At 71.6% G+C, this 15316-nt stretch carries 13 protein-coding genes; 10 read left to right on the top strand and 3 right to left on the bottom strand.

What is annotated here, in order from left to right; genetic code table 11:
- The first annotated feature begins 155 nt into the window (after positions 1–155).
- On the top strand, positions 156–1124 hold the full coding sequence (locus ACF06X_RS29145; protein ID WP_392290295.1) for a DUF5926 family protein: 969 nt from the start codon (positions 156–158) through the stop codon (positions 1122–1124).
- Positions 1125–1346: 222 nt separating this feature from the next.
- On the opposite strand, the gene ACF06X_RS29140 is transcribed toward ACF06X_RS29145, so the two are convergent.
- Positions 1347–1982 (bottom strand): hypothetical protein, encoded by a 636-nt coding sequence (locus ACF06X_RS29140; RefSeq protein ID WP_392290294.1) that lies wholly within the window; start codon positions 1980–1982, stop codon positions 1347–1349.
- A gap of 319 nt (positions 1983–2301) precedes the next feature.
- On the bottom strand, positions 2302–2982 hold the full coding sequence (locus ACF06X_RS29135; protein WP_392290293.1) for a bifunctional DNA primase/polymerase: 681 nt from the start codon (positions 2980–2982) through the stop codon (positions 2302–2304).
- 381 nt (positions 2983–3363) lie between these two features.
- Between ACF06X_RS29135 and ACF06X_RS29130 the strand changes: the two genes are divergently transcribed.
- Together ACF06X_RS29130 and ACF06X_RS29125 are read left to right on the top strand one after the other, a co-directional pair.
- Positions 3364–4944: a PP2C family protein-serine/threonine phosphatase gene (locus tag ACF06X_RS29130; protein WP_392290292.1), complete on the top strand. Its 1581-nt coding sequence runs from the start codon at positions 3364–3366 to the stop codon at positions 4942–4944.
- A 166-nt stretch (positions 4945–5110) separates the two neighbouring features.
- Positions 5111–6571 (top strand): aminopeptidase P family protein, encoded by a 1461-nt coding sequence (locus tag ACF06X_RS29125; RefSeq protein WP_392290291.1) that lies wholly within the window; start codon positions 5111–5113, stop codon positions 6569–6571.
- Between the two features lie 95 nt (positions 6572–6666).
- Here ACF06X_RS29125 and ACF06X_RS29120 read toward each other — a convergent pair whose 3' ends face one another.
- Positions 6667–7170: an ATP-binding protein gene (locus ACF06X_RS29120; protein ID WP_392290290.1), complete on the bottom strand. Its 504-nt coding sequence runs from the start codon at positions 7168–7170 to the stop codon at positions 6667–6669.
- Positions 7171–7373: 203 nt separating this feature from the next.
- Between ACF06X_RS29120 and ACF06X_RS29115 the strand changes: the two genes are divergently transcribed.
- The 7 genes from ACF06X_RS29115 (at position 7374) to pheA (ending at position 14719) form a co-directional block, all read left to right on the top strand.
- Complete coding sequence (locus ACF06X_RS29115; RefSeq protein WP_392290289.1) at positions 7374–8204, top strand: hypothetical protein; 831 nt, start codon at positions 7374–7376, stop codon at positions 8202–8204.
- A 180-nt stretch (positions 8205–8384) separates the two neighbouring features.
- Positions 8385–9161 carry a YcnI family protein gene (locus tag ACF06X_RS29110; protein WP_392290288.1) on the top strand — a complete coding sequence of 259 codons (777 nt, stop codon included), beginning with the start codon at positions 8385–8387 and terminating at the stop codon, positions 9159–9161.
- Positions 9162–9238: 77 nt separating this feature from the next.
- Entirely contained in the window at positions 9239–9979 is a 741-nt protein-coding gene (locus tag ACF06X_RS29105; RefSeq protein WP_392290287.1) for an SCO family protein, read from the top strand.
- Positions 9976–10470, top strand: coding sequence for a copper chaperone PCu(A)C (locus ACF06X_RS29100; RefSeq protein ID WP_392290286.1), 495 nt, complete (start codon positions 9976–9978; stop codon positions 10468–10470). Before ACF06X_RS29105 ends, ACF06X_RS29100 begins: the two co-directional genes overlap by 4 nt.
- A 24-nt stretch (positions 10471–10494) precedes the next feature.
- Positions 10495–12468: a copper resistance protein CopC gene (locus ACF06X_RS29095; RefSeq protein WP_392290285.1), complete on the top strand. Its 1974-nt coding sequence runs from the start codon at positions 10495–10497 to the stop codon at positions 12466–12468.
- Positions 12469–12473: 5 nt separating this feature from the next.
- Positions 12474–13733 carry an iron uptake transporter deferrochelatase/peroxidase subunit gene (gene efeB / locus ACF06X_RS29090; protein WP_392290284.1) on the top strand — a complete coding sequence of 420 codons (1260 nt, stop codon included), beginning with the start codon at positions 12474–12476 and terminating at the stop codon, positions 13731–13733.
- A 50-nt stretch (positions 13734–13783) separates the two neighbouring features.
- The gene (gene pheA, locus ACF06X_RS29085) at positions 13784–14719 is read left to right on the top strand and encodes a prephenate dehydratase (protein WP_392290283.1); all 936 of its coding nucleotides are present in this window, start codon (positions 13784–13786) and stop codon (positions 14717–14719) included.
- Positions 14720–15316 lie beyond the last annotated feature (597 nt).

Below are 15316 nucleotides of genomic sequence, written 5' to 3'. Positions count from 1 at the left end.
CCTACGACGTGAGGCGCGGCGGGACCCGGGGGCGTACGACTGCCCCGGCCTGAGCCCCTCACCGCCTCCGTGCGGCTAGGCTCGCCCGACACAGAGCCGTGCACGCAGCACTGCCCTGCACCACAGCACCGCCGCTATCGGGAGAAAGCCACACCATGGCCAAGAAGCGCCCCCAGACGAAGGCCGCGAAGGCACAGGTCACGAGCGGGGAGATCCCGGTCGTCGGTGCGCGCGAGCCGTGCCCGTGCGGTTCGGGCCGCCGCTACAAGGCGTGTCACGGCCGGGCCGCCGCACACGCCGTGACCGAGCTGGTCCAGCGCCCCTTCCAGGGCCTGCCCGGCGAGTGCGACTGGGTCGCGCTGCGCGAACTGGTGCCCGCCGCCACCGTCCCGCTCACCCTGAAGGACGGTCTGCCCGAGGGCGTGCCGTCCGTGACGCTCGCGACGGTGCTGCCGATGGCGTGGCCGGCGCTGCGTCGCGACGACGGCTCCGTCCTGCTCGCGCTGCAGAACGACTCCACCTCCGGCGACCTCGCGCGCGATCTCGCCGACACGCTTCTGCGCGCTCTGGAGGCGCAGCCCGGCACCCCCGTCGCCGCCCGCCGCGTCCCGGCCGAGGGCCCGCGCCTGCAGGATCTGCTCGACCCGAACGGCGATTTCGCGCCGGTCGTGCACTCGGGCTTCGAATTCTGGATTCCGGAGACCGCGGACAACTCCAACCCCGAGGTCGCTGCCTCCTTGGAGCGCGCCAACGCCGCCGCCATCCCCACCGTCAAGCTGACCGGTGTGGACGCCGCGTACTGGTGCGAGACCCCGGAGAAGAACCACCTGCGCTGGGTCATGCCGCACCCCGAGGAGAAGCTCCTCGACGCACTGGCCCGCCTGCACGCCGCCGGCACCTCCTCCCTGGGCGACAACACGCGGCTCGTCGGCTCCTTCCGGGCGCACGGCCTGATGGTGCCCGTCTGGGATCTCCCGACGTCGATGGGCGCCGAGGAGTGCGAGAAGCCGGCCGCCGAGTTCGCCGAGCGGCTGGCCGCGGCCCTCGCCTCCGACGCCCCGCTCACGCCGGAGGAGCGCCGCGCCCGCGGCGGTCTCACCAACCGTCAGGTCACGCTCAGCTGACACGGGGGCGGCGATGGTGACTGACAGACCGACCAGTCGGTGACTTCCGCCACAACCCCCCGATCGGCCGGGTAAATCCCTGTCCGAATAACCGAGATCGAATTTGCGAACAGCAGATCTCTTGTTACGGTTCTAGAAGCCCGGTCGCTGGTGCATCCCCCGTCGCCAGCGACCGGGCGTTCTCATGCCCGGACGGATCCCGTCCCGGCCACCTTCCAAGGCTCAACTGCCGCCCGCCGAGACCGTGTTGCTTCCGGATCGCAGCAGCAGCGGCGTACTGTCGCCCTCTCCCGCACCCGCGAATTCCGAGACCGCGGAATATGCCGAAACCGCACCGCGAGCACGTTCCCGCGGCGTCTCGCAGGCCCCCGGTTCATCCTGTGCCGTGACCGGGCAACGCACTTGTACGGTCCGCCCGCCGGGGCCCATCAGAGTGAGTACGGCGTCGAGCCGCTGGCCGGTGGCATTGCGGTAGTACGTACGCCCCCAGGTGTCCGGCCCCTCCGTGAGGACACAGGTCTGCGCCTCGATGCCGTCGGGGGAGACCAGTTCGGGACCGCAGTGCGAGGCCCGAGCGGGCGCCTGCGCGCGCGTGGACGCGGCAGGGGAGGAGAACGGGGGCAGGGCGGGGGCCGGGGACGCCTTCTCCGCGGGCCCGCCGAGGCCGAGCCCCGGCAGCAGACCGCCGTCGGCCTCGCTGCCGCCCTTGGCTTCGGCCTTGGCGCCGGGCTTCGCGTCGCTGCCGGGGGCGGGGCCGGCGGCGGGGCCGGGGGCGGTCGCCTCGCCCGCCAGGGCGGCCAGCGGCAGGAGCGTGGCGCACACCACGACGGCCCCGAGCCCGATCATGCGGAGATTCATGGGACCACCTGCCCGGCTGGCTGCGACTCGTGAACGGTGGGCCGAAGATATCGGCGGAATGGGGGCGCACGACCCAGCGCGCGCCCGTTTCCCGTACAAGTCGGCCCGCGTCACACCCGTACGGGTGACACGCGGGTGACATACGGCGGCAGACCCGGCGGGCAGACGGTGCGGGCAGACCCAGCGGGCAGACCAACCCAGCGGGCAGACCAGCGGGCAGACGCGGCGGGCACGACATCGGCGGACATGACATCGGCGGGGACAACCACCGGTTGCCCCCGCCGATTTCCGAACCCCGCGCCGGACGGGGTGACGGATGTCAGTACGCGAGTCTGCTGCCGCCCTCCGGCGCTCCCGTGCTCGCCTCCACCAGGGCGTCCACGACCGCCTCCACGTCCGGCAGCCACGGGGTGGCCGATCCGGTGAGCGGCGCTCGCTCCCAGCGCACCTGGCCCGTCCCGGCGACCGACGGCGGCAGCAGGAGGTAGCCGCCCTCGCCGTGGAAGCGGAGCGAACTGGGCACGCTGTCCTTGGCGTAGAGGAGTTCGCCGAGCTGTTCGAGGCTGTACGGGGCGACCAGCAGGGACCAGCGGGTCGGCGTGGCCACCACCGGGCCGAGCCGCATGCCCATCGCGTCGAGGGCGGTCAGGGCGCGCGCGCCCGCGACGGCCGGCAGGCTCAGCGCGCACGGCGCGGCGCCTCCGGTGGCCAGGACGACCGGGGCGTCCGGGCGCCGCGTCCACCACCAGCGGATCATGCGCTCGTCGGTGGTGGCCGCGAGCAGTCCGGGGTCGAAGGGGTGTGCGCCGGGAACGACGCACTCGGGGTCGGGGCAGGCGCAGCCCGCCCCTCTGGTCGTACGGGTCGTCGCCTTGAGCCCCACACCGGGCAGTACGGGCCAGCCCCACTCGGTGGCGCAGGTGAGCGCCGCGTCGAGCTGGACGGTCCTCTCCTTGCGCCGGAACCGGAGCCTGCGTCGCCTTCCGAGGATCTCGCGCATGAGCGCTCGTTCCTTTCCGTTGAACGCCGAATCCACATGACACCATGTGCGGAACAGTTCACTGTGCGTATCAGCGCGTACAAGGTCGGCGGTTCACCGCCCCGTGCGGTGGGGCGGGAGGGGCCGAGCTGAGGCTCGTCGTCCACTCGAGGAGCGCGGCCTGCGGCGGTGAGGACGCCCAGGCACCCTGCCAGGTTCCGGGGCCGTTTCAACTGCCCCTGGCCATCACCGATTACGTACCCATCACGTTCAAATCAACGCGCCTTCAAACGACGCCAGTCGATCGCGAAAGGTGCACGACGGGGGCAATTTTCGGCCAACTTGGCCCGCACTTCAACCCTTCTGCAAAACCCCATAGACACCACAAGTCCCGCAGGGACAATGCTGGACATCCCTCCTCTTGTGCGTGTACATGTGGATGCATGGATAGCGGCGCAGAATGACATGGGGGTTTGCGATGCTATTGCGCGAAACGCACCGGTCGGAAGGCCGATTGACATGAGCGCCCCTCACCTGCCGAAAGTGGCTGGAATCGATTCCACGGTTCCTTCTCCCGCGCACACTGCCCCGCCGGTCGCGCCCACCGCCCCGTCGGCGGCGCACCTGCCGAGCCTCCCCGGCGCCCTGATCCAGGACCGGCTGGCCAGCTGGGTCTCCGACCTCACCACCCTCCATGAACTCACCGAGCGCCTGATCAGGACCGGTTCGCTCGACGAAGCACTGCGCGAGGTGCTGCGCGCCGGCGCCGCCCTCGTCGGGGCCCGCCGCGGCATGGCCGTCCTCGAACCCGCCGACGGACTGGGCCCGTCCTCCACCGTCGGCCTCGGTCTCGCCCACGCGGAGCTCGGCACCATCGAGACCGTGCCGCGCAGCGCCACCTCGTACGGCCGCATCCTCGAAGGCCTCCCCGACCCGGCCGCCGACCCGACGGCCGTCCGCGACCCGACCGCCGCCGACCTCGGCCCGGGTCCCCGTCCCCACGCCGTCCCCGGCCCCATCGCGGTCCCCGACCTGCTCGGCGAGGCGGAGCTCGACCCGCGCCAGCGCGAGGTCGCCGCCCGCCTCGGCTACGCCGCCAGTTACGCCCTTCCTCTCGCCACCGAGGCCGCCGGGAAGCTCGGCGCCGTCGTCTGGCTGTACGACGAGCCCGCCGAACCCGTCGAGCGCCAGCGCGATCTCGTCGGCCTCTACGGCCGGTACGCCACCGAACACCTCGCCCGCCTCCTGGAACTGGAGCGCGCCCGCGTCCGGGTGGCCACCGTCGCCGAGGAGTTGCTGCCCAGCCGCCTCCCCCGCGTCCCCGGCGTCCAGCTCGCCGCCCGCCACCGCACCGGACCCCACGGCGGCGGCGACTGGTACGACGCGCTGCCGCTGCCCGAGGGCGCCCTCGGGCTCGCCGTCGGCTCGGTGACCGGCAGCGGGCCGAGCGCCCTCGCCGCCATGGGCCGGCTGCGCGCCTCCCTGCGGGCGTACGCCGTCATGGAGGGCGAGGACCCCGTCGCCGTCCTGTCCGACCTGGAACTCCTCCTCCGGCTGACCGAACCCGCCCGCTCGGCGACCGCGCTTTTCGCCTACTCCGAGCCGAAGCAGCGCAGGATCGTCCTCGCCGGAGCCGGGCACACCCCGCCGCTGATCATCGGCGACCACCGCACCGAGTTCGTCGAGACGTCCCTCTCGGCCCCCCTCGGGATGCTCGCCTGCTGGGAGGCGCCCAGCATCGAGATCGCTCCCGGGCCCGGAGAAACGGTGCTGCTCTACACCGACGGGCTGCTGCGCCGGACCGGTGACCCCATGGACCGGGCCTTCGCACGGCTGCACGCGGCCGCCGCGAGCGTGCCGAAGGCAGACCGCCACGACCCGGGCGCCATCGCCGACCACGTCCTGCGGACGATGCTGCCCGACGACCTCGACACGCCCCGGGACGGGGAGGACGTGGTCCTACTCGCCGCCCGATTCGAGTGACTCGCCGTCCGTTTCGAGTGACCCGCCGCCCGTTTCGAGTGAGCGGTACGTGACTCGGCACGACCGGCAGGTGACTCAGCGGTAATGGGTCTTACGGCCCTGGGCCCCCTTCCGTACGACCGTACGATGGTGGGGGTTCAGTGTCGTACCAAGAGGAGGCAGACCCGTGGCCGAAGAGCTCACGCCGGAGACCCCGGAAGAGACTGAAGAGCCGATCAAGCAGCGCAAGAACGGCCTGTACCAGGGCGTCTCCGACGAGCTCGCCGAGAACATGAAGTCGGGCTGGGCCGACACCGAGCTGACGGGTCTCGCGCCGATCGCGCAGGCCGAGCACACCGCCGCCCGCCGCGCCGCGCTGTCCGCGCGCTTCCCGGGCGAGCGTCTGGTCATCCCCGCGGGCAACCTGAAGACCCGCTCGAACGACACCGAGTACAGCTTCCGCGCCTCCACCGAGTACGTCTACCTCACCGGTGACCAGACGCAGGACGGCGTGCTCGTCCTGGAGCCGGTCAAGGGCGGCGGCCACCAGGCGACCGTCTACCTCCTGCCCCGCTCCAACCGTGCGAACGGCGAGTTCTGGCTCGACGGCCAGGGCGAGCTGTGGGTCGGCCGCCGGCACTCCCTGGCCGAGGCCGAGCAGCTGCTCGGCATCCCCGCCAAGGACGTCCGCGAACTGGCCGGCGCCCTCAAGGAGGCGACCGGTCCGGTGCGCAACGTGCGCGGGCACGACGCCGGCGTCGAGGCGGCGCTGACCGACAAGGTCACCGCCGAGCGCGACGAGGAACTGCGCGTGTACCTCTCCGAGGCACGCCTGATCAAGGACGACTTCGAGGTCTCCGAGCTCCAGAAGGCCTGCGACGCCACCGCCCGCGGCTTCGAGGACGTCGTCAAGGTCCTCGACAAGGCCGAGGCGACCAGCGAGCGCTACATCGAGGGCACCTTCTTCCTGCGCGCCCGCGTCGAGGGCAACGACATCGGCTACGGCTCGATCTGCGCCGCGGGCCCGCACGCCACCACCCTGCACTGGGTGCGCAACGACGGCCCGGTCCGCTCCGGCGACCTGCTGCTGCTCGACGCCGGCGTGGAGACCAACGAGCTCTACACCGCCGACGTGACCCGCACCCTGCCGATCAACGGCCGGTACACCGAGCTCCAGCGCAAGATCTACGACGCCGTCTACGAGGCGCAGGAGGCCGGCATCGCCGCGGTGAAGCCCGGCGCCGCCTACCGCGACTTCCACGACGCCGCCCAGCGCGTGCTCGCCGAGAAGCTCGTCGAGTGGGGCCTGATCGAGGGTCCGGTCGAGCGCGTCCTGGAGCTCGGCCTCCAGCGCCGCTGGACCCTGCACGGCACCGGCCACATGCTCGGCATGGACGTCCACGACTGCGCCGCCGCGCGCACCGAGGCGTACGTCGACACGACGCTGGAGCCGGGCATGTGCCTGACCGTCGAGCCGGGTCTGTACTTCCAGGCCGACGACCTGACCGTGCCGGAGGAGTACCGGGGCATCGGCGTCCGGATCGAGGACGACATCCTCGTCACGGAGGACGGCAACCGGAACCTCTCGGACTCGCTGCCGCGCCGCGCGGACGAGGTCGAGGCCTGGATGGCCGGCCTGAAGGGCTGACCTCCGAACCCTCCGTACGACAAGGGTGACCGAACCGGGAGGGCCCCCGCCGACGCGTATCGGCGGGGGCCCTTCATGTACCCGCGTACAGGCCGTCAGGTCAGCGCAAGAGGAGGTCCGCCCACGCCCCAGGGCGTCGGAGGCGCGTCCGTCCGCCACTTCACGATCTTGTCGAAGCTGACGACGGCACCGCCCCGACCCGTTCTGTTGCCGAACTGGACGTGATCCGCCAGCTCTTCGATGAGCCGCAGCCCCCGCCCGTGCTCGGCGTCGGGAGCGGCCCGCCGCACCGTGGGAGCCGCCCTGGAAACGCCGGTGCCCAAAGAGACGGGAAAGCCGGGGCCCGAGTCGGCCACCTCGATACGGCAGGTCTCGCCGTCCAGGTAGGCGGTGACGCGGTACGCCTCCGAGGCCTCGCCGTCACTCAGGTCGCCGCCGTGCTCGACGGCGTTGGCACAGGCCTCGGTCAGGGCGACCGACAGCTCGAAGGACACGTCCGGATCGACACCAGCCGTCTCCATCGTGCCGAGGAGCAGCCGCCGGGCGAGAGGAACACTCGCAGCTTCGCGCCGCAAATGGAGAGACCACCAGATGCTCATGCTCCAGCCTCCTGGCTGCGGCTCGACATACCGATACGTATTGCCGCGCGGAGCGGACCGTAAGCCCCTCGCCGGGACAAGAGCGCTCGTTCGGCGGATGCACCGGCGCCGCACGCCGGTGTATGTCCACCCGAAGCCACCAAAGGTGATCTTCCGGACCTGCCTCACGGCGACGACAGGCCTGGTGCGATGATGGCCCCGCCATGTCTGCCCCCGCGCTCGCGCCACGCCTGCTGAGGGCCGCGGTGTTCACCGCGGTCTGCGTCGTGCTGTCCGCGCTGGGCCACGCCCTCGCCGCGTGCGCCGGCGTCGCGCTGTGGACGCTGGTGGCAGGCTTCCTCGGAATCTTCGCCATCACCGTGCTCTTCGCGGGGCGGGACCGCTCGCTGACCGTCATCGCCGGCGCGCTGGCCGTCGGACAGCTCGGACTGCACGCCCTGTTCGGTCTGGGGCAGCGCTCGCTCGCGGCAAGCTCCCCGGGCGCCGGGCGCGCGGGGCTGGGCCATGAGGCCGACGAGGCACTGATCCGGATGGCCGCCAAGCTGGTCTGCGGCGCGGGCGCCGCGGCGATCAGCCCCGCCGACGCGACCCGGATCATCACCGACGCGGGCCTCGACCCCGCCGACGCCGCCGCCCAGGCCCACGGCCACGCGCACGCCCTGACGGCGGCTCCGCAGAGCGCGGGCCTCGTGCCCGACCTGCCCATGCTGCTCGGGCACCTGCTCGCCGCGCTCGTCACCGGCTGGCTGCTGCGCCGCGGCGACCTCGCCCTCGGCCGGCTCGTACGGCTCTCGGCGCGGCTCTCCGCTCAGGGCGCGACCGGGCTCGCGGAGGCCGCGCTCGTCCGCTCGCTGCGCGCGGCGCTCACTCTCGTACGGGCGCTCCTCGCCGGTCTCCCCGGAGTTCCGGCGGCCGGCCCGCGCCGCCTTCCACCGGCCGCGGCCGACATTCCCGTACCCCCTGGTGCGGAAGCTCTCCAGCACACCGTGATCCGGCGCGGCCCGCCGGCCGCCGGCTGCGTACTCGCCGCCTGACGCGGACCGCTCACAGGGAGCGGGTCCGCGGTCGTCCGCACGCTCGTGGTCCCGCTCGGGGTCCCGCTCCTGGTTCTGGTCCTGCTCGTGGGCCCGCTCGGGAGCCCGTGACCCCGTGTCCTTGCCACCGTCGGCGTGCCGGATCTCCCACCTTCTCTCCCGAGCTGGAGTGTCTTCACCATGAACGTTTCCCGTATCGCCGTCGTCGGCGGCATCGCCCTCTCCTCCGTCGTGCTGCTCTCCGGCACCGCCTTCGCGCACGTCAGCGTGCAGCCGCAGGGCGAGGCCGCGAAGGGCGGCTACGCGACCGTCAACGTCAAGGTCCCCAACGAGCGCGACAACGCCTCCACCGTCAAGGTCGAGATCAACTTCCCGACCGACCACCCGCTCGCCTCCGTGATGCCGCAGCCGGTCCCGGGCTGGAAGTCCGAGGTCACCAAGGCCAAGCTCGCCAAGCCCCTGGAGCTGCACGGCAAGAAGATCAACGAGGCCGTCTCCAAGGTCACCTGGACCGCCGACGGTTCGAAGATCGGCCCGGGGCAGTTCCAGCAGTTCCCGCTCTCCCTCGGCCGGCTGCCCGAGGACACCGATCAGCTCGTCCTCAAGGCCATCCAGACGTACGACAACAACGAGGTCGTCCGCTGGATCGAGGAGACCAAGGAGGGCGCGGCCGAGCCGCAGAACCCCGCCCCCGTGCTGAAGCTGTCGGCGGCGACCGATGACCACCACGGTGGCGGCGCCACGAAGACGGACGAGAAGGCGGGCCAGGAGGAGGACCTGAAGGAGGAGAAGGGGCACTCCCACACCGAGGCCGCCGGCTCCGACTCCGACTCCGACTCCGACTCCGACTCCGGCGCCAGTGACACCACCGCGCGCGTGCTGGGCATCGTCGGCATCCTCGTGGGCGTCGCGGGTGTCGCCTTCGGCGTGCTGGCCGGACGCCGCCGCTCCGCCTGACAGCCCGGCCCGGCCCTGAAACCGGCCCACCCGGAAACCGGCCCGGCCCGGCCCGAACCACCTCAAGAAAGATCACCATGTCTGTCCAGAAGAACGACGAGCAGTCCCGTGAGCAGTCACGCGAGCAGTCCCGGCCGAGCCGACGCGCTCCGCTGATCGCCGCCACCGTCGTGGTCATCGCCGCCATCGCGGTGACGACCGTCATCGGCCTCACCGGCGGCGACGGCACGTCCACGGGCTCCGCGAACGGACCGGTCGCCGAGGTCTCCATGGAGGCCGACTCCACCAAGGCGGCGACCGTCCTCGACCGCCCCTTCACCAAGCCCGACCTCGTCCTCACCGACACCAAGGGCCAGAAGTTCGACCTCCGCGAGCGGACCAAGGGCAAGCCGACGCTGATCTACTTCGGCTACACGCACTGCCCCGACGTCTGCCCGCTGACGATGAGCAACATCGCCATCGCCAAGAAGCAGCTCCCCAAGGCGGACCAGGAGAAGCTCCAGGTCGTCTTCGTCACCACCGACCCCGAGCGGGACACCTCGGCCGAACTGGCCAAGTGGCTGCCGGCCGCCGGCGACCCCTCCTTCACCGGTCTCACCGGCGACTTCTCCGCGATTCAGGCGGGTGCCCGCCAGCTCGGCATCGGCATCGACCCGCCGAAGAAGGAGAAGGACGGCTCGGTCGTCTCCATGCACGGAGCCCAGGTGATCGCGTTCTCGCCCACGACCGACCAGGGCTACGTCCTGTACGGCGAGGACACGACCGTCGACGACTACGCCAAGGACCTGCCGAAGATCATCAAGGGGGAGAACCCGTGACCCGCCGTACCACCACTCTGTTCGCCGCCGTGGCTCTGGCCGCCGGGCTCGCGCTGACCGGGTGCTCGTCCGACAGCTCCGGCAGCACCGGCAGCTCCGACAACTCCCACAGCTCCGCCGGCAAGCCGCGACTGAAGATCAGCGGCGCCTTCATGCCGCAGCCCGCGACGGACATGGCGGGGGGCTTTCTGACGATCACGAACGACGGCGACGCGGCGGACAAGCTCCTCTCCGTCACCAGCTCCCTCTCGGACGACGTGACGATCCACGAGACGAAGGACCAGAAGATGCGGGAGGTGAAGTCCTTCGACATCCCCGCCCACGGCGAGCTGAAGCTGGAGCGCGGCGGCAACCACATCATGTTCATGGAGCTCAAGAAGCAGCCCAAGCAGGGGGAGAAGGTCGACATCGAGCTCCACTTCGAGAAGGCCGACCCGATCGCGGTCGAGCTTCCCGTCGAAGCCGCCACCCACAACCCGAAGCAGCACTGAGCTCCCTGAGGGACTGACACACCTATGCCAGCCACCGCCCCGCGCCTCGGGACCGCCCTGACCCGGCTGCTGCTCGTCACGGCCGCACTCCTGGGCACGCTGCTCGCCGGCGCCGCACCCGCCTCCGCGCACGCCGCGCTCACCGGCAGCGACCCCAAGGACGGGGCGGTGGTCGCCACCGCCCCCAAGGACGTCAACCTCACCTTCTCCGAGCAGGTCGCCATGAGCGCCGACTCGATCCGGGTCCTCGACCCGGCGGGGAAGCGGGTGGACACCGGGGAGATCCGCGACCTGTGCAGTGGATCGATCGTCCGGTACGGGGTCGGCCTCCGCTCCGGCCTGCCGGAGGGCACCTACACGGTGGCCTGGCAGACCGTCTCCGCCGACAGCCACCCCATCGCGGGCGCCTTCACCTTCTCCATCGGCGCCCCCTCCCGGACCTCCGTCGCCCTCCCGGACCAGGAGCCGGGCGGCGGACTCGTCGGCACGCTGTACGGGATCGCCCGCTACCTCTCGTACGCCGGGTTCGCCGTCCTCGTCGGCGGCGGCGCGTTCGTCCTCGCCTGCTGGCCGCGCGGCGCCGGCGTCCGGCCCGTGCAGCGGTTCGTGGTCCGCGGCTGGCTGACCCTGACCGCGGCCACGCTCGTCATGCTGCTGCTGCGCAACCCGTACACCGGCTCCGGCGAACTGGCCGACGCGTTCGACCTGGGCGGACTCAAGGCCGTCCTGGAGACCAAGACGGGCGCCGCGCTGATCTCCCGGCTCATGCTGCTGGGCGCGGCGGCGCTGTTCGTCGCCGTGCTCTTCGGTGCGTACACCCGGCGGACGGACGAGAAGGAGAAGAAGGACCTCACCTTCGGGCTCGCGATCGGCGGCACGGTCGTGGCCGCCGGCATCGCGGGCACCTGGGCGCTCGCCGAGCACGCCTCGACCGGTCTCCAGCCGGGGATCGCGATGCCCGTCGACATCCTCCATCTCCTCGCGGTGGCGGCCTGGCTGGGCGGTCTGACGACGCTGCTCGTCGCGCTGTACCGCGCGCCGGGCATCGAGGGGGCCGCGGTCGAGCGGTTCTCGAAGATCGCTTTCGGGTCGGTCGTCGTCCTGGCGGCCACCGGGCTCTACCAGTCCTGGCGCCAGGTCGGCTCCTGGTCCGCCCTCACGGGCACGGCGTACGGGCAGCTGCTGCTGGTCAAGGTCGGGCTGGTGGCCGTGCTGGTCGGGATCGCGTGGATCTCCCGGCGGTGGACGCGACGCCTCGCCGCACCGACGGAGGCAGAGGCGGAGACCGAGACGAAGGCGAAGGCGGACGAGCCGGGCGAGGCGGGCGAGAGCACCGGGGCGGGCGCCGAGGAGCAGGCCACCGAAACCGCCGAAGCCGTCAAAGCCGCCGCAACCGCCGAAGCCGGCGAAACCGTCGATCCCGAGCGGGCCGCTCAGCTCGCCCGGCAGCGGGCCGCCGTCGCGACCGCGCGGAAGAAGCGCGACCGGGACGCCGACCCGGAACGGACCGGCCTGCGCCGCTCCGTGCTCACCGAGGCCGTCGTCGCCGCGGTGCTCCTGGCCGTGACGACCGTACTGACGTCGACCGAACCCGGGCGCACGGAGGAGGAGGCGGGCCGTTCCTCGTCGGTGTCCGGCTCGACCGCCGTCCCCGAGCGGCCCGTCGACATCCGGCTGCCCTTCGACACCGGAGGCGTGGACGGCAAGGGAACGGTACGGCTCAGCCTCGACCCCGGCCGTACCGGCGCCAACGCGCTCCACCTCTACGTGGACCGGCCCAACGGGCGCCCGCTCGACGTCCCCGAGATCAAGGTCGCCTTCACCCTGAAGGAGAAGGACGTCGGCCCGCTGCCGGTCGTGCCCGACCGGATCCAGACCGGACACTGGAGCGCGAGCGGCGTCCAGATCCCGATGCCCGGCACATGGCAGATCCAGGTGACCGTCCGTACCTCCGACATCGACCAGACCACCATCGACAAGAACGTGAAGATCGGCTGACCCGCGTGCCTGACGACGACAACCTCGAACTCTCCCGGCGGCGCCTGCTCGGCACCGTCGGCGCGGCGGGCGCCGCCGGACTCGCGCTCGGCGCGGCCGGTGGCGCCGGCGTGTACGCGGCGGTCTCCGGCCCCGACTCCACGGCCTCCGATGTCCCGGCGCTGACGACCGTCGGTGCGACGGAGGCGATGTTTCACGGGAAACATCAAGCGGGGATCACCACTCCGCTTCAGTCCCGGGGCCATCTGATCGCCTTCGACCTGGCGCCCGGCGCCGGTCGCAAGGAGGCCGCCGCGCTGCTGCGCCGCTGGTCGGCCACGGCGAAGGCGCTGATGGCGGGCGAGCCCGCCACCGACGACACCGGTATCGCCCTGGACGCCGGCCCCTCCTCGCTGACGGTCACCTTCGGCTTCGGCCACTCCTTCTTCGGCCGTACGGGCCTGACCGCGCGCCGCCCGACGCAGCTCGACCCGCTGCCCGCCTTCTCCGCCGACGCGCTGGACCCGAAGCGCTCCGAGGGCGATCTGTGGGTGCAGATCGGCGCGGACGACGCGCTGGTCGCCTTCCACGCGCTGCGCGCGCTGCAGAAGGACGCCGGCTCGGCCGCGAAGGTCCGCTGGCAGATGAACGGCTTCAACCGGTCGGCGGGCGCGACCGCGCGCCCCATGACCGCGCGGAACCTCATGGGGCAGGTGGACGGGACCGGCAACCCGAAGCCGACCGATCCCGACTTCGACCGGCGGATCTTCGTACCGGCGGAGGCCTCGGGCGCGCAGGAGTGGATGGCGGGGGGCTCCTACGCCGTCGTACGCCGGATCCGGATGCTCCTCGACGACTGGGAGAAGCTGCCGCTGGACCGGCAGGAGAAGGTCATCGGCCGGCGGAAGTCGGACGGGGCGCCGCTGACCGGCGGGACGGAGACGACCGAGCTCGACCTGAACAAGGTCGGACCGGACGGCAAGCTCGTCATCCCGGACAACGCCCACTCCCGTATCTCCGCCCCCGAACAGAACGGCGGAGCGGCGATGCTGCGGCGGCCGTTCTCCTTCCACGACGGGATCGCCCCGGACGGGACTCCCGACGCCGGGCTTCTCTTCATCTGCTGGCAGGCCGATCCGCTGCGCGGCTTCGTACCGGTGCAGCGCAAGCTCGACCGGGGGGACGCGCTGTCGGCTTTCGTCCGGCACGAGGCGAGCGGTCTCTTCGCCGTCCCGGGTGGGGCGGCCGAGGGCGAATACGTGGGTCAGCGGCTCCTGGAGTCATGAGCCCGTCCGGGCGGGGGGCCGACGGCTCGGGCGCCTATTAGGGTGACCGTATGTCAGCCACCCGGTATACGTATCTCGGTCCCGAAGGCACCTTCACGGAGGCCGCGCTGCGTACGCTGCCCGAGGCCGCGACGCGCGAGCTGGTCCCGATGGTCTCGGTCCCGGCCGCCCTGGACGCCGTACGCAACGGGCAGGCCGCGGCCGCTCTCGTACCGATCGAGAACTCGGTGGAGGGCGGGGTCACCGCCACCCTGGACGAGCTGGCCTCCGGCGAGCCGCTGATGATCTACCGCGAGGTGGTCCTCCCCATCGCCTTCGCGCTGCTCGTGCGGCCCGGGACGAAGCTGTCCGAGATCAAGACGGTCACCGGTCACCCGGTGGCCCAGCCGCAGGTGCGGAACTGGCTCAGTGCCCACCTGCCCGACGCCCTGTGGGAGTCGGCCGCGTCGAACGCGGACGGGGCGCGGCTCGTGCAGGAGGGCCGCTTCGACGCGGCCTTCGCGGGCGAGTTCGCGGCGGTGACCTACGGCCTGGAGGCCCTGGAAACCGAGATCCACGACGCGGAGAACGCCGAGACGCGCTTCGTCCTGGTGGGCCGGCCGGCCCGGCCTGCGGCGCCGACGGGGGCGGACAAGACCTCCGTGGTGCTGTGGCTGGGCGACGACCACCCGGGCGCCCTCCTCGAACTCCTCCAGGAGTTCGCGGTGCGCGGGGTCAACCTGATGCTGATCCAGTCCCGCCCGACGGGCGCGGGCATCGGCAACTACTGCTTCGCCGTGGACGCCGAGGGCCATATCGCGGACCGGCGCGTGGGCGAGGCGCTGATGGGGCTGAAGCGGATCTGCCCCAAGGTGCGGTTCCTCGGGTCGTACCCGAGGGCGGGCGTGGCGGTGCAGGACGTCCGAGCGCTGCGGCGCGGGACGTCGGACGAGGAGTTCATGGCGGCCTCCGATTGGCTGGCGAGGGCCCAGGACGGTCGGGCCTGACCCGAGAGTGCCCGACCGCTCCCTCTGGCGGGCGCGGTCGTCCACAGGTGTGAACCACTAGTCCTACCTGCATACTTTTCGGTTACCCACAGAAGTTATCCACAGGCTGACCTCTCGACCTGGGGACAAGTCGACACCGCATGCCGACACAGTCGACAAATCGCCCTAGCCACCCCCCATCCGTCCACATGACGCAGGGCGGGCTGTGTCACCTCAATTCCCTTGATCAACTCTTTAGGGCGAGGAATTCCCACCCGAATGAGTGTCTGAGGGAGGTTTGATCGGAGAATTCCGAGGCCGACGCGCCCCATTCCGGACGATCTTCTCCGGAATCCACAGAACTTCCGCACAGCCTGTGGATAACCCGACGGATCCGCGCTCTCCTGTGGAGAAGTGCCGTGATCCACAAGCGGGTTCGGTCAAGCCGCACAGGTCGATCCGCCCCGTTCAGGGGGCGGATGAGTCATTTATTGACGAATGGGGAGGCTGTTTACCAGCCGGGGCTCGCTCTCGCCCCAATCCTGTCTCAACTCCCCTAATTCGGGCAAAGCGACACGCAAGCCGATATCGGGTGGGGGGCCGCGAGCCCACACCGGT

It is taken from the genome of Streptomyces sp. NPDC015346, assembly GCF_043078785.1.
Lineage (GTDB): Bacteria > Actinomycetota > Actinomycetes > Streptomycetales > Streptomycetaceae > Streptomyces.
Note: the sequence above shows the minus strand (reverse complement) of the source record. Positions and strands in the feature narration are given on the sequence as shown.